At 69.4% G+C, this 13,550-nt stretch carries 12 protein-coding genes; 2 read left to right on the top strand and 10 right to left on the bottom strand.

What is annotated here, in order from left to right:
• The 3 genes from ACFVDO_RS07860 to ACFVDO_RS07850 all read right to left on the bottom strand — a co-directional run bounded on the left by ACFVDO_RS07860 (nt 1) and on the right by ACFVDO_RS07850 (nt 3,481).
• Entirely contained in the window at nt 1-2,253 is a 2,253-nt protein-coding gene (locus tag ACFVDO_RS07860; RefSeq protein ID WP_378855135.1) for a hypothetical protein, read from the bottom strand.
• A 34-nt stretch (nt 2,254-2,287) separates the two neighbouring features.
• Entirely contained in the window at nt 2,288-2,692 is a 405-nt protein-coding gene (locus ACFVDO_RS07855; protein WP_378855137.1) for a Fur family transcriptional regulator, read from the bottom strand.
• Between the two features lie 216 nt (nt 2,693-2,908).
• Nucleotides 2,909-3,481 carry a TetR/AcrR family transcriptional regulator gene (locus tag ACFVDO_RS07850; protein WP_378855139.1) on the bottom strand — a complete coding sequence of 191 codons (573 nt, stop codon included), beginning with the start codon at nt 3,479-3,481 and terminating at the stop codon, nt 2,909-2,911.
• A 75-nt stretch (nt 3,482-3,556) separates the two neighbouring features.
• Here ACFVDO_RS07850 and ACFVDO_RS07845 point away from each other — a divergent pair, with 75 nt between their 5' ends.
• Complete coding sequence (locus tag ACFVDO_RS07845) at nt 3,557-4,243, top strand: DUF899 family protein (protein WP_378855141.1); 687 nt, start codon at nt 3,557-3,559, stop codon at nt 4,241-4,243.
• Between the two features lie 15 nt (nt 4,244-4,258).
• On the opposite strand, the gene ACFVDO_RS07840 is transcribed toward ACFVDO_RS07845, so the two are convergent.
• From ACFVDO_RS07840 to ACFVDO_RS07810, 7 genes are all read right to left on the bottom strand, one after another.
• Nucleotides 4,259-5,119 carry a metal ABC transporter permease gene (locus tag ACFVDO_RS07840; protein WP_378855143.1) on the bottom strand — a complete coding sequence of 287 codons (861 nt, stop codon included), beginning with the start codon at nt 5,117-5,119 and terminating at the stop codon, nt 4,259-4,261.
• Nucleotides 5,116-5,952 carry a metal ABC transporter ATP-binding protein gene (locus tag ACFVDO_RS07835; RefSeq protein WP_378855145.1) on the bottom strand — a complete coding sequence of 279 codons (837 nt, stop codon included), beginning with the start codon at nt 5,950-5,952 and terminating at the stop codon, nt 5,116-5,118. Before ACFVDO_RS07835 ends, ACFVDO_RS07840 begins: the two co-directional genes overlap by 4 nt.
• Nucleotides 5,949-6,884, bottom strand: a complete 936-nt coding sequence (locus ACFVDO_RS07830) for a metal ABC transporter substrate-binding protein (protein ID WP_378855147.1) — start codon at nt 6,882-6,884, stop codon at nt 5,949-5,951. Before ACFVDO_RS07830 ends, ACFVDO_RS07835 begins: the two co-directional genes overlap by 4 nt.
• A 232-nt stretch (nt 6,885-7,116) precedes the next feature.
• On the bottom strand, nt 7,117-8,787 hold the full coding sequence (locus ACFVDO_RS07825) for a glycoside hydrolase family 13 protein (protein WP_378855149.1): 1,671 nt from the start codon (nt 8,785-8,787) through the stop codon (nt 7,117-7,119).
• Between the two features lie 41 nt (nt 8,788-8,828).
• Nucleotides 8,829-9,737, bottom strand: coding sequence for a carbohydrate ABC transporter permease (locus tag ACFVDO_RS07820; RefSeq protein WP_378855151.1), 909 nt, complete (start codon nt 9,735-9,737; stop codon nt 8,829-8,831).
• Nucleotides 9,737-10,648 carry a carbohydrate ABC transporter permease gene (locus ACFVDO_RS07815; protein WP_378855153.1) on the bottom strand — a complete coding sequence of 304 codons (912 nt, stop codon included), beginning with the start codon at nt 10,646-10,648 and terminating at the stop codon, nt 9,737-9,739. The genes ACFVDO_RS07820 and ACFVDO_RS07815 overlap by 1 nt, the downstream gene beginning before the upstream one ends.
• On the bottom strand, nt 10,645-11,928 hold the full coding sequence (locus ACFVDO_RS07810) for an ABC transporter substrate-binding protein (protein WP_378855155.1): 1,284 nt from the start codon (nt 11,926-11,928) through the stop codon (nt 10,645-10,647). Before ACFVDO_RS07810 ends, ACFVDO_RS07815 begins: the two co-directional genes overlap by 4 nt.
• A gap of 118 nt (nt 11,929-12,046) precedes the next feature.
• Here ACFVDO_RS07810 and ACFVDO_RS07805 point away from each other — a divergent pair, with 118 nt between their 5' ends.
• Nucleotides 12,047-13,249, top strand: a complete 1,203-nt coding sequence (locus tag ACFVDO_RS07805) for an ROK family protein (RefSeq protein ID WP_378855157.1) — start codon at nt 12,047-12,049, stop codon at nt 13,247-13,249.
• The last annotated feature ends 301 nt before the right edge of the window (nt 13,250-13,550 follow it).

Here is a 13,550-nt window from a genome sequence, read left to right as displayed (position 1 = left end):
TCACGGCTGAGGCGCGCTCTTGCACCAGGACACGTCGAAGCCGGACAGCGTCACCAGCTGCTTGCCGCTGCGCAGGTCGAGCAGCGTCGTGTGCAGCGTCTTCGGCAGCGGCAGCAGCATCTCGTCGTAGAGGTTGTTCGCGATGTCGGGCGCGACAGTGACGGCGGCGTACTGCCCGCTCGGCGACGCGCACATCTGCATGATCGAGGCGTCCTCACCGACCTCGAAGATCGGCTTCGCCTTGCCGTCCGGATCGACGCGGATGACGGCCTGCCCGGTCGCCACCCCCGCATCGTCGCTCTGCACGACGTGCTGCAGGGTGCCACCGGGGAACGGCACGATCTCGGAGGGCGTGCCGTAGTCGGGATCGGTCGCGGGCAGCGGCTGCTCCGCGCCGTCCTTCAACGAGAGCTCGACGAATGCGCCCTCGGTGCGCTCGATGATCGCCGCGTCGTGGGTGGTGCCGAGCAGCTCGGCCACAAGGCCGAAGTCCTGCGACGGGGAGTCGCCCGCCCGATCCTCGAGCGTCAAGGCGTTCGAGAAGTCCACGAACAGTGCCTTGGAGGAGTCCGGCACGAACTCCCAGTCCGAGACACCCACGTCCTTGCCGTCGACCTGCACGATCGAAGGTCCGCTGGAGCCGTCGAGCGGCTGGGTGACCAGCACACTGGCCCGCCCGCTGGTCTCGGTGAGGTCGGCGTCGGAGTACGTGTAGCCGACCAGCCCGCCGCGATCGGAGACCTGCAGGCTGGTGATGTAGCCGTCGCCGGGGATCTTGAGATCGCGCTGCTTGTCGCCCTTGCGGTCCATGACGATCAGGCGGGAACCGCCCTTCTCCTCGACCACGACGACGAGGTTGTCGGGGGTGGCGCGGAAGTCCACGATCTTCGGGCTGGCGAACACCGGCACGCCGTTCTCGCCCGAGAGGTCGGAGGTGAAGATCTTGTCGTCCTTCTTCGCGTTCCGCTGCAGGATGAAGATCTGCGACTCGGGCGTGGTGAAGGTCGTGGTCAGGTCGCCCGTCGGGCTGCCGCCCTTCGTCGCGGCATCCTTGACCGTGACTGTGAACTTCGTCTTGTCGTCGAGCGCGTCGGTGAACCGGACGCCGAGGCTGCTGCCGTCCGTCTTCACGGTGAACGGCACGGCCGGTTCGACCGACACCTGCGAGGCGTCGATCTCGCCCAGGTCGTGATTCGTGTCGAAGGTGAGCGTCGCACCGGGCGATTGGATGGCGCGGGACGGATCGAAGTCGACGCCGAGCACGCGCAGCGACTGCGAGAACACGAACGCGAACACTCCGCCGGCGATCAGCAGCACGGCGACGACCGCGGCGAGCACGATGTAGAGCCTGCGTCGGCGCTTGTACGCCGACCCGTCGGAATCCGGTTCGGCGGACGGCTCCCACGGCACCGGGTCGAGGCGCGAGACCGGGGACGTCGGCGTGGGGACGGGCGGAACCGCCTCCGACTGGGATGCCGACGACCGGCGCGGGCCCGGTGCCGGGGAGCGACGCGGGCCTCGAGCGGTCTCGGCGGCGGCTTCCTCGGCTGCCGCGGCAGCAGCAGCGGCAGCGGCGAAGACGGCGGCTCGTTGCGGGTCGGTCTCCGAGGCGGCGTCGGGCTCCTGATCCATGACCTCGGGGCGGATGGGCTCGCCGCCCATGCCACGGCGTCGCACGATCGCCGGGATGCGGGGCTCGCGCTCGGGCTCGCTCTCGACGGGCGCCGGCGCGACCGGCTCATCGTCTTCGGGGTCCGGACCCATGATCTCGGGACGGATGGGCGTCCGGCTCGCGCGCTCGGATGCGCTCAGGGCAGAGAGGCCGGAGACGGGTGCCGCGGCGCCGGTCGAAGGGCCTCCGGTCACGGGGGCATCGGTCACAGGGGCACTGACCGCGGGTACGCCGGTCACAGGCGCACCCGCTGCGGGTCCGCCTGTCGCGGACGCATCGGCCATGGGCGCCTCGGTCGCCTGAGTGCCGGTCGCAGGCGCTCCGGCCACAGGCGCTCCGGCCACGGGTGCTCCGGCCACGGGTGCTCCAGCCACAGGGGCATCCGTCGCGGGCATGCCAGTCCCAGGCGCTCCCGGCGCGGGTGCCGAAGGCACCGACTGCTCAGCGGGAGGCACCGCAGGCAGCCCGTCATCCGCAGCTTCCGCCGGCTGCCCGGCGGCATCCTTCGCCGCGGCCTCCGCGGCCTCGCGCTGGGCGCGCAGCTGCGCGCGGGTCAGAGGGGCGTCGCCGTTGCCGCTCATGCGACGGGCTCCGTGCGCTGGGGCATCCGGGCCGTCACGCGCGCGCGTCCTGACGGGCGGCGCAGTCGGCGCAGAGGCCGAAGATGTCGACGACGTGCTCGGCGTCGCGGAAGCCGTTCTGCGCAGCGGTGCGCTGCGCCCACTGCTCGACGTCCTTGGCCTCGATCTCGACGGTGAGGCCGCAGGAGCGGCAGATCAGATGGTGGTGGTGGCCCTGGGTGGTGCAGGCGCGATACAGCGCCTCGCCCTCGGGGCTCTGCAGCGAGTCGGCCTCACCGGATGCCGCGAGGCCCGCGAGCGCGCGGTAGACCGTCGCGAGTCCGATGCCGGTGTTGGCCTCGCGGAGCGCCGCGTGCAGGCTCTGTGCGCTCACGAAGCCCTGCGTGTCGCCGAGCGCGTCGCGCACTCGTTCCCGCTGCCAGGTGTTCCGCTGAGCCATGCTCCGAGTCTAGGCCGCGTGGGTGTGCGATGCCTGGGCTGCGGCGCCGTCTGATCTGCGCGCCAGGCGGGCCGGCGCGGTGCCGAGTGAACCCTTTGCGTACGAGCGCACCAGTTGTCGACGTCGATACCTGGTTCCGTCGACGGGACGAGGTTCGGTCGAAGGCGAAGGGTTCGCCCTGGGCCACATCCGGTTCCCCGGTGCCACCCCCGCGCCTCACACGCGGATGCCGGCGATGATCGCGTCGACAGCGGATGCCGCGAGGCGGCGCTGCTCGGAGGGCAGCGTCGCGGCGAGCGGTCCGTGCAGGCACAGCTCGGCGAAGCCGTGCACGGTCGCCCAGCACGACCAGGCTGCAGCGGGTGCGGCATCCGCCGGCAGCGCGCCCTGTGCGACGAGGTCGCCGAGCGCGGCGGCGAGCGCGCGGAACGCGGGCGTGGTCGCGATGTCCTCCGGCCCGAGGGCACGCCCGCCGAAGAACGCGACCGAGAACCAGCCCGGCTCCTGCAGGGCGAAGTCGATGTACGCGAGGCCGATCGTGCGCAGCCGCGCAGCGGGATCGGATGTCGCGCCGGCGGCCATCGATGCCGCGACCTGCTCGAGGATCTCCGTCGCGACGGCCTCGCGCAGCGCGGCGAGGTTCGGGTAGTGCCGATAGGCGGCGTTCGGCGAGACGCCGATGCGGCGGGTGACCTCGCGGATCGAGAGCGCGCCGATGCCGCCCTCTCGGGTGGCGTCGAGGCCTGCGTCGACGAGAGCTGCTGCGAGGTCGCCGTGATGATAGGCCACGCTCTTGCCCTCCCGCCGTTCGATGTGTACGGTGTGAACATATCAGATGTGGACGCCGTGAACATAGGAGTGATCATGACCGCGCTTCCCCCTGTCGTCGACGAGCAGACCTGGCGAGACGCACTCGCCGACCTGCGTGTGCGCGAGAAGGCCGCCACGCGCGAGCTCGACGCGATCGCCGCCGCACGCCGACGAATGCCCGCCGTGAAGATGCCGGAGTACCACTTGACCGCCGAGGACGGATCGACTGTCACTCTCGCCGACATGTTCGACGGCCACAGCCAGCTCGTCGTCTACAACCACATGTGGACGGACGGGGCGACCTGGCAGTGTCCCGGATGCACCGGCGGAACCGCGCAGTTCGCCCGGCCAGACATCGTCGAGCCGCTCGACGTCCGCTTCGTCGCGGTCACGAACGGGCCGATGGACGAGATCCTCGCCTACAAGAAGCGGGTCGGCAATCAGATGACCTGGTTCTCGTCGGCGGGCAGTCCGTTCGGCGCCGATGTGGACGCGGGCCCCGGCGAGGGCTTCGCCTACAACGTGTTCCTGCGCGACGGCGACGACGTCTACCGCACCTGGCACACCACCGGCCGCGGCGCCGAGCAGTTCATGCTCACCTTCGCGATCGCCGACGTGCTGCCCTACGGCCGCCAGGAGGAGTGGCAGGACGTGCCCGACGGATGGCCGCAGCACGCGACCTATGAGGGCTGGCCCTCGTCGAAGGACATCGCGGAGCGCTACGGCGACCCGACCGCGTGAGCGCGGGGCGACAGGTCAGGCCGTGCGGCGCACCCGTCCGCGGATGCGCTGCGCGGCCCAGCATCCGAGGTAGATGAGGAACGAGATCGTCGTGATGTAGGGGCTCACCGGCAGGGTGCCGGCGAGCGCCAGCAGGATGCCGCCGACGGCGGCGACGAACCCGAACAGCGCGGCCAGCAGCGGCACCGCGACCGGACCCGCGCTCACGCGCATCGCGGCGGCGGCCGGGGTGACCAGCAGCGCCATCACCAGCAGCGCGCCGATGATGTGCACCGCGACCGCCACGATCAGCCCGAGCAGCACCATGAACAGCAGGCCCACGAGGCGGGTGGGCACGCCACGCGCCGCCGCTGACACCGGGTCGAGCGAGTCGAAGCGCAGCGGCCGCCACATCAGCAGCAGTCCCGCGAGCACCACGACGCCGATCCCGATCAGCCAGCCCAGATCTGGACTCGAGACCGCGACGATCTGCCCGGTGAGCAGTGTGAACCGGTTGGCGCTGCGACCGTCGTAGAGCGAAAGGAAGAGGATGCCGAGGCCGAGGCCGAACGGCATCAGCACGCCGACCAGGGAGTTGCGCTCCCGCGCCCTCGTGCCGAGCAGTCCGATCACTATCGCGGCGACGAGCGCCCCGCCGATGGACCCGGCCACCACGCTGCCGCCGAACAGCAGAGCGGCGGCGGCACCGGCGAAGGACAGCTCGCTGATGCCATGCACCGCGAACGCGAGATCGCGCTGCATCACGAAGACGCCGATGAGTCCGCCGACCAGGCCGAGGACAGCACCGGCGATGATCGAGTTGGACAGCAGGGCGACCAGCTCGCCGTAGTCCTGGAACGAGAAGACGTCGCTCCAGTCGAGCGCGAGCGGGATCATGCGAAGCCTCCCGGCACGTCGCCGATCTCGTGCTCATGGTCGTGTTCGTGCTCGTGCCGCGTCTCGGCATCCGGGGCCCCGACGACCACGAGGCGGTTGCCCGCACGCAGCACGAAGACGGCGGTGCCGTACAGGTCGGTGAGCACGTCGCTGCGCAGCACCTCCTGCGGGCGACCGAGCACGAAGCGACCGGAGGCGATGTAGAGGATCCGGTCGACTTTGCCGAGCAGCGGATTGATGTCATGCGTGACCAGCAGCACCGCGGCGCCCTTCTCCTTGCGCTGCCGGTGGATGATGTCGATCACGGCACTCTGGTTGGCGAGGTCGAGGTTCGACAGCGGCTCGTCACAGAGCAGCAGTGCCGGGTCGTCGGCGAGCGCCTGGCCGACCCGGAGCCGCTGCTGCTCGCCGCCGGAGAGCAGACCGACGGGGCGGTCGGCGAACTCGGTCGCACCCACCGCGGCGAGCAGCTCGTCGACGCGCTCGCGATCGCCGCGGTGCGGCAGCGGCAGCCCGAATCGCGTACCGTGCACGCCGAGCGCGACCAGGTCGCGCGCACGCATCGACGTGTCGGCGGGGAACGGATGCTGCTGAGGGATGTACCCCACGCGCTTGTTGCCGGTGTGGATCGGCGAGCCCTCGAAGCGGATGTCGCCCGCCGAGAGCGACTGCAGGCCCAGGATGGCGCGCAGCAGGGTGGTCTTGCCCGAACCGGACGGCCCGAGCACGGCGATGAGCTCGCCGGGGTGCACGTCGAGGTCGAGACCGGACCACAGCTCGCGGTCCGCGCGGCGCAGTGCCGCGCCGGAGATCTGCAGGACGGGATCGCTCACGCGGTCAGCGCCTCGCTGAGTGACTGGACGGCGGCGCGCATCCACTCAGAGTACGACTGATCCGGCTCGAGCAGCTCACTGAAGCGGATGACGGGGATGCCGGCATCCTTCGCCGCCTTCTCGAGCCGCACCGTCTCGGCGCCCTCGGTCTGCACGGTGCTGAGCACCGCGTCGACCTTGCCGTCATCGATGAGGCGCACCGCGGCGAGCAGCGTCGCGGGCGGGACGTCGTTGCCCTCCTCCACGGCCGCGGCGAACCCGTCGGGGGTGACGTCGTCGAGCCCGGCGGATGCGGCGAGCAGTCCGGGAAGCGGCTCGGTGATGAGCACGGGAGTACCCTCGAGCTTCTCGTGCAGCACGTCGATCTCTTTCTCGACACCCTCGAGGTCGGCGATCAGGGCATCTGCGTTCTTCGCGTACTCCGCAGCGCCCGCCTTGTCGATGCGGGACAGGTCCTTCTCGATCTGCTCCACGACGTGGATCATCGTGTGCACGTCGAACCACACGTGCTCGTTGACGCCCTCGAGATGGCTGTGTCCGTGGCCATCGTGCGCATCGGCGTGCCCGTCGTCATCCTCGGCCTGACCGGAGAAGTCGAAGGCGGTCACGACCGGAGCATCCGCGTCGCCGCGCAGGTCATCCATGAACGCGTCGTATCCCCCGCCGTTCTCGATCAGCAGGTCGGCGCGGCTGACGTAGAGCATGTCGCGAGCGCTGGCCTCGTAGGAGTGCGGGTCTTTCGCCACGGAGTCGATCAGGCTGCGCACCGCGACGCGGTCACCGCCGACGGTCGCCGCGATGTCTCCATAGACGTTGGTCGATGCGACGACCTGCACGCGTCCGTCGTCGGATGCCGCAGGTGCCGAGCATCCGCTCAGCGCGAGTGCGCCGATGGTCGCCGCCGCCAGAATCGCCCATGCCGTCTTCCTCATGACAACGACACTACTGGAGATGAGAATCATTCTCAAAAGCGGGGGCGGAACAGCGCCCTTCGTCTCGTCGCTGGCGCTCCTCGCTCAGGAGCCGGAGACTCGGAGTCCCCGGGCCCTGAGCGAGCGGAGCATCCCCGGGCCCTGAGCGAGCGGAGCATCCCCGGGCCCTGAGCGAGCGGAGCGAGCGCCGTGCTGAGCGAGCGGAGCGAGACGAAGTGACGAAGGGCGTCCCTCAGCTGCCGTTCGGCGCCACCCAGACCGTGGTCTCAGCCGGCAGGATGCCCGGCGTCGTCGGCCCACTGGCCAGCACGGCCTCACCCTCGAACGGGTACGACTCGGTGCCGAAGTTCGTCACCACCTGCCAGCCGTTCGGGCGCGTGAAGTGCAGCACGTCGGCGCGGCCGGTCTCGACCCACTCCAGCTCCTCGCCGGTCTGCAGCTCGTGCCGCACCCGCAGTGCCTCGCGGTACAGGTTCAGTGTCGACGCGGGATCCGCCGCCTCGGCATCCACCGCGTGGGCCGCGAACCAGTCCGGCTGCGGCAGGTGCGCGCCATCCTCACCGAACCCGAACGACGACCCGGCCACCGTCCACGGCAGCGGCACACGGCATCCATCTCTCCCGAGCCCGTCGAACTCGCCGCCGCGGAAGAACGCCGGGTCCTGCCGCTGGTCCGGTCCGATCGACGCGACCTCGTGCAGGCCGAGCTCCTCGCCCTGGTACAGGTACGTGCTGCCGGGCAGGCCGAGCAGCAGCAGGGTGGCCGCGCGGGCACGCCGCAGTCCGCCGTCACGGTCGAGTGTCTCCTCGGGCCCGCCGGCCGCCACCCACTCGGCCCCCTGCTTGACCCGACGGCCGTCGAGCGGAGCCAGTCCGTACCGGGTGGCGTGCCTGGTGACGTCGTGGTTCGAGAGCACCCAGGTCGTCGACGATCCGGTCGCCTTCGCCTGCGCGAGGTTGTCCGAGATGATCGTCCGGAACTGCGCGGCATCGAAGTCGGCCACGAGCAGATCGAAGTTGAACGCCTGCCCGAGCCCTTCCGCCGACGCGTACTTCGCACGGCGCTCCGGGGTCTCGACCCAGGCCTCGGCGACGGCCGTGCGCGGCGGGTCGTACGAGTTGAACACCTGCCGCCACTCGGCGTACACCTCGTGCACGTCGTCACGGTCGAACAGCGGATGGTTGCCGTCCCGCGGGATCGCCTCCAGCTCGGCCGTCTGCGGCAGGGGCTCGGTGAGATCCTTCGTCAGCATGTGTGCGACGTCGATGCGGAAGCCGTCCACGCCCCGGTCCGACCAGAACCGCAGGGTCTTCACGAAGTCGGCCCGCACCTCGGGGTTCGCCCAGTTCAGGTCGGGCTGCTCGACGGCGAAGTGATGGAAGTACCACTGCCCGTCATCCACCCGCTCCCACGCTCCCCCGCCGAACGTCGACTGCCAGTCGGTGGGCGGCAGCTCACCGGCATCCCCCGTCCCCTCCCGGAAGATGTACCGTTCTCTCGCCGCCGAGCCCCGGCCCGCGACGAGCGCCTCCTGGAACCAGGCGTGCAGGTTCGAGGTGTGGTTGGGGACGATGTCGACGACGACCTTGATCCCCCGCAGGTGCAGCGCGGCGACCATGGCATCGAAGTCCGCGAGCGTGCCCAGCCGCGGATCGACATCGCGGTAGTCCGCCACGTCGTACCCTCCGTCGGCGAGCGCCGACGGATAGAACGGGCTCAGCCACACCGCGTCGATCCCGAGATCGGCGAGGTAGTCGACGCGCGACAGGATGCCGGGGATGTCGCCGATCCCGTCGCCGTTCGCGTCGGCGAAGCTGCGCGGGTAGATCTGGTAGACGGCGGCCTGACGCCACCAGGCCGCCGCATCCGTCGTGCGGGTCTGGGTGAGGATCGCATCAGTCATGAGTGGGTGATTCTCCTTCTTTCGGGGATCGGTTCGGGGCCTCAGCCCTTGACGGCGCCCTGGGTGACGCCCTCCATCACCCAGCGCTGGGTGAACAGGTAGGCGACGATGGCCGGGGCCATGGCCATCAGGTACGACGCGAAGGACACGTTGTAGTTGTTGCTGAACTGGGTCTGGAACAGGTTCTGCCGCACCGGCAGAGTCTGCAGCGCGGGATCGGAGATGATCAGCGACGGCATCATGAAGTCGTTCCAGGCGTACAGGAAGGCGAAGATGCCGACCGTGGCGCTCATCGGTCCCAGCAGCGGGAAGATGATCCGCCAGAACGTCTGCCAGGTGCTGGCGCCGTCGATGCGTGCGCTCTCCTCGAGCTCGAGTGGGATCGACCGCAGGAACGCCGTGAACAGCAGCACGCTGAAGCTGAGCTGGAACATGGTCGCGAGGATGATCACGCCGAAGGGGTTGTCCAGTCCGACGCGGCCGGTCAGCTGGATCTGCGGCAGCGCCACGACGGGGAACGGGATGAACATCGCCGCGAGCAGGTAGAAGAACGAGTACCGGAACAGCCGGCGATCCCAGTTGCGCACGATGGCGTAGGAGGCGAAGGCGGCGAGGATGATCGTCGCCACCACGGTTCCGGCGGTGACGAGCAGGGAGATCCCCGCGCCGACCGGGAACTTCGTGAGGTTCCATGCCTGCACGAAGCCGTCGAGCGAGAACGGTGCCGGCAGCGAGAACGCGTTGCCGTCGACCGCCTGATTCGTGGTCTTGAACGCCATCGAGACGGTGACGTACAGCGGGAGCAGCACCGTGACGGCGCACAGGATCAGGATGACGGTGCCCGACCAGTTCACCCGCTCCATCCGGATGCGGGGAGCACGGCCCGCCCGGCCGGTCCTGCCCTCGCGGGCGGCCTCGGCCTCGATCGCGATGAGTGTCTGCGTTGACATCAGAGTGCGTTCCTTCCGCGGGTCAGCGAGAGCTGAAGCAGGGAGATGAGGATGGCGACGACGAAGAAGATCGTCGCGTTGGCCATCTGGTAGGCGTAGTCGCCGCCGTTGAAGCCCGCGATGATCGTCATCGCGATGCTGCGGGTGGAGGTGCCAGGCCCGCCGTTGGTGAGGCCGACGATGATGTCGTAGGCGTTCAGGAAGCCCTTGAACCCGAGGATCACGTTGATCACCACGTATCCGGCGACCAGCGGCACGGTGATGCGGGTGAGCTGCTGCGTCTTGGACGCCCCGTCGATCGCCGCCGCCTCGTACACCTCACCGGGCACCGACAGCAGGCCCGCGATGTAGATGAGCAGCGTGCCGGGGATCGCCTGCCACGCGGTCACGGCGACGATCGCCGTCCAGGCGAGGTCGGGGTTCGCGAGCAGGCTGGTCGACAGCCACGGAATGCCCAGCGCGGAGCCCGCGGCCGGGATCGAGTTCGAGAACAGGAAGTTGAAGACGTAGGCGATGATGATGCCCGAGATCACCATCGGGATCACGAAGACCGTGCGCAGCCCGGCCTTGAACCGGATGCGGGAGGTGAGCCCGACCGCGAGCAGGAAGGCGATGACGTTCACGACGATCACGGTCGCGATCGAGAAGCCGAAGGTGAACAGGTAGCTCTGCAGGATGGCCGGATCGCTGAACAATGCGACGTAGTTCGTGAGGCCGTTGAAGCTCCACTCGCCGATGCCGATCGAGTCGGTGAAGCTGAAGAAGATGCCGATGACTCCCGGCACCGTGATCGCGAGCGTGAACAGCAGCAGGCTCGGCAGCAGGAACAAGTAGTAGATCGGCTCGACCCGGCGGTGGCTCCGGCGCGCCGTGCGGTCGCCGGCGGTGACGATGGTGGACGTGGTGGTCATTTCGCGGACTCCTTCGTCTCGCCCTTCAGCACCGGGGCGCGGAACGCCACGCGCGCCCAGTCCGCATCCATCGTCGCGAGGACGGATGCCGGGTCCGCGCCGAGCGCCATGGCCTGCGCGTAGTTGAAGACCGGGATGGTCTTGGGCACCAGCACGGACGGGCCCTGGTAGATGCGCCCGCCGTCGACGAACGGGATCATCCCCTCGATGCGGGGATCGTCGGGCGCCGGAGCATCCTTGGTCGGGGTGAACCCGAGCTGCGAGGCGTTGTACCCCTCGATGTTCTCGGGCTGGTAGAGGTACTCGAGGAAGTCGCGGGCGGCCTCCTTGTGCCGCGACCCCTCCGGGATCAGCGCGGCGAGGTCGAGGTTCACGCGCACCGCGAGATCGTCCTCGTCATCGGTCATCGGCAGCGGGAAGGTGCCGAGCTCGAGATCGGGCGCGGTCTTGGCGATCTCGCTGAACGCCCACGGACCCTGCAGATACATCGCCGCCTTGCCCTGGGCGAAGGCGAGGTTGCCGTCGTTGTAGCCGCGGCTCGCGGCATCCTTGTTGATGTACGCCTTCAGCAGGTGCTGCATCTTGTCCATCGGCTCTGCGAAATCCTTCGAGAACGATGTCTCGGAGTCGGGGCCGACGTCGGTGCCCTCGGCCTTCATCGCGTCGAAGAAGTCGATCACGTCGAGCGATCCGCCGACCGTGTAGTCGAACCAGCCCTGGCCGACGGTCCAGTCATCCTTCAGCGTCGCCTCGAACGGGGTGATTCCGGCCTGCTTCAGCTTCTCGCAGGCCGCGAGCAGCTCCTCCCAGGTCTGGGGCACTTCAACGCCGTTGTCGGCGAAGATCTGCTTGTTGTAGATCACCGAGGCGGCCATGACCGAGTACGGCAGGGCGCTGGTGCGGCCGGCGCAGACGCCGTACTGGTCGAGCAGCGGCTGGTAGTCGTCCTTGATCTCGGATGCCGCGGCGGTGTCGCCCAGGTCGCTGAGGGCGCACCGCTCGACGAAGCGGGAGATCTCCATGTTGTAGTTGGCGAGCATGATGTCGGGCGGGTTGCCGCGGACGAAGCTGGCTGACACCACGTCCACGCCCGAGGTGTCGATCTCGACGCGCACCTTGTCTTGCGAGGCGTTGTACTTTCCGACGAGGTCGGTCATGTACTCGATCGCCTCACGCTTGCTGAACGTGAAGCGGATGGTCTCGCGGCCGTCGGCCGAGCAGCCGGCGAGCAGGGCCCCGCCCAGGACCATCACCGCCCCCGCGGCGACCATGCGCCGCATCCGTGTCAATCGTCGAGACACCGTCGTCCTTCCGTCGCGCTAGATTCCTTGATTAAATCTAGTCACCAAATCAACTGAGCTAGACGGTACCCTCTGAGAGGGAGGAGGGTCAAGACCCATGACGATTTCCGCTGCCGGGCGTGCGAGCGTCGGAGCCGTGCTCGACTTCGCCTGGAGCGCCGGTGCGTTCACCGCCACCGATGCGATGAACGCGACCGCACTGACCCGGTCGACCGTGATCGAGGCGATCGACACGCTCGCCGGGATCGGCATCCTCCGCGAGCTCCCGAATGCGCGCACCGCCGGCGAGTACCGTGGCGGACGTCCGGCGCGACGATTCGAGATCGCCGACGACCTCGGCGTCGTGATCGGCATCGATTCTGGGCTCTCGCATCTGGCGGTCACGGTTGCCGACCCCTTCGACGCTGTGCTCGCGCATCGGCGCATCGAGGTGCCCCGCACCGCATCGGCGGGCGCACGACGCCGCACGCTGACCGGGCTGCTCGATGACGCGCTGCAGGATGCCGGAGCCGATCGCTCCGCAGTGCTGGCCGTGTGCGCAGGGGTCGCGGCGCCCGTTGACCGCAACGGCATGTCGCCGCCCCACCCGGAGGGCTTCTGGGCGCGCACCAACCCCGAACTCGCCGACCTGCTCGCCGACTGGGCACCGATCGTGGACGTCAAGAACGACGCCTCGCTCGCCGCCGCTGCCGAAGGAGCGGGCGGCGCCGCGGCCGGATGCCAGGACTACGTCGCCCTGCTCGCCGGCGAGCGCTTCGGGGCCGGCGTGGTCGTCGACGGTCATCTGCTGCACGGAGCGCACGGCGGCGTGGGCGAGGGCGTCGTGTTCGACCACGTCGTCGGCGTCGGAACGGCTTACGGGCTCCGTTATGCGATCGAGCGGGAGGTGCGCGGCGCGGTCGCCGCCGGTGACCTCGATCGGTCCGGCGCCGTCGGAGTGCTCGCCGATGGCAAGGACATCGATCCGCGTACGGTGCTCGAACTCGCGGCATCCGGAGATGCGGATGCCGTGCTGATCGCCGATCGGGTCGGCGAGACCGTCGCCATCATCATCGGCGTGCTCGGCAGCACCTTCGACCCGTCGCGGGTCATCGTGTGCGGCGCGATCGCCGACAGCATCGAGCCAGTTCTGGCGGCCGCTCGGCGCACACTGCCGTCACAGCTGCACCTGCCCGCGCCCGAGCTGATCGCCTCGACGCTCGGCGCGGATGTGGTCTCACTCGGCGCGGTCGCCACGGCCCGGGATGCCGCGCGCACCCGCGCGGTGCCGGCGCTCGCGCAGGCGCGGTTGCAGGGCTGACACGCCCACAAGGTCTCCGTCTGCAGATGGCGACGCGGACCACGCATGCTCTCGTCGCTCGGATGCGCAGTCTGCGAGTCTGCGAGCCCGCATGCGGGACGTCCGGCGCGGGCGCTGTCGCCAAGCCGACGCACTGGGACTTCATCAGTCGGCGAGCTTCTCTACTTCGAAGTTGGAACGTTGACGCCAGTGAAGATGCGGACTCTGCCCGAGGCCGGGAGCGTCGGCATACCTATCGCTTCCGCTGCCGATTCGCCATCGAGGTGCAACCCACCATCGAGCTCCGCGATGACGCCGCTTG

The organism is Microbacterium sp. NPDC057741 (assembly GCF_042798735.1).
Taxonomy (GTDB): Bacteria; Actinomycetota; Actinomycetes; order Actinomycetales; family Microbacteriaceae; genus Microbacterium.
This window is presented reverse-complemented; position numbering and strand designations above follow the sequence as displayed.

What these genes read in the sequence shown, in the direction of transcription:
- ACFVDO_RS07860 (WP_378855135.1), bottom strand. Translation starts at nt 2,253, where the DNA reads ATGAGCGGCAACGGCGACGCCCCTCTGACCCGCGCGCAGCTGCGCGCC.
- ACFVDO_RS07855 (WP_378855137.1), bottom strand. Translation starts at nt 2,692, where the DNA reads ATGGCTCAGCGGAACACCTGGCAGCGGGAACGAGTGCGCGACGCGCTC.
- ACFVDO_RS07845 (WP_378855141.1), top strand. Translation starts at nt 3,557, where the DNA reads ATGACCGCGCTTCCCCCTGTCGTCGACGAGCAGACCTGGCGAGACGCA.
- ACFVDO_RS07840 (WP_378855143.1), bottom strand. Translation starts at nt 5,119, where the DNA reads ATGATCCCGCTCGCGCTCGACTGGAGCGACGTCTTCTCGTTCCAGGAC.
- ACFVDO_RS07830 (WP_378855147.1), bottom strand. Translation starts at nt 6,884, where the DNA reads ATGAGGAAGACGGCATGGGCGATTCTGGCGGCGGCGACCATCGGCGCA.
- ACFVDO_RS07825 (WP_378855149.1), bottom strand. Translation starts at nt 8,787, where the DNA reads ATGACTGATGCGATCCTCACCCAGACCCGCACGACGGATGCGGCGGCC.
- ACFVDO_RS07820 (WP_378855151.1), bottom strand. Translation starts at nt 9,737, where the DNA reads ATGTCAACGCAGACACTCATCGCGATCGAGGCCGAGGCCGCCCGCGAG.
- ACFVDO_RS07815 (WP_378855153.1), bottom strand. Translation starts at nt 10,648, where the DNA reads ATGACCACCACGTCCACCATCGTCACCGCCGGCGACCGCACGGCGCGC.
- ACFVDO_RS07810 (WP_378855155.1), bottom strand. Translation starts at nt 11,928, where the DNA reads ATGCGGCGCATGGTCGCCGCGGGGGCGGTGATGGTCCTGGGCGGGGCC.
- ACFVDO_RS07805 (WP_378855157.1), top strand. Translation starts at nt 12,047, where the DNA reads ATGACGATTTCCGCTGCCGGGCGTGCGAGCGTCGGAGCCGTGCTCGAC.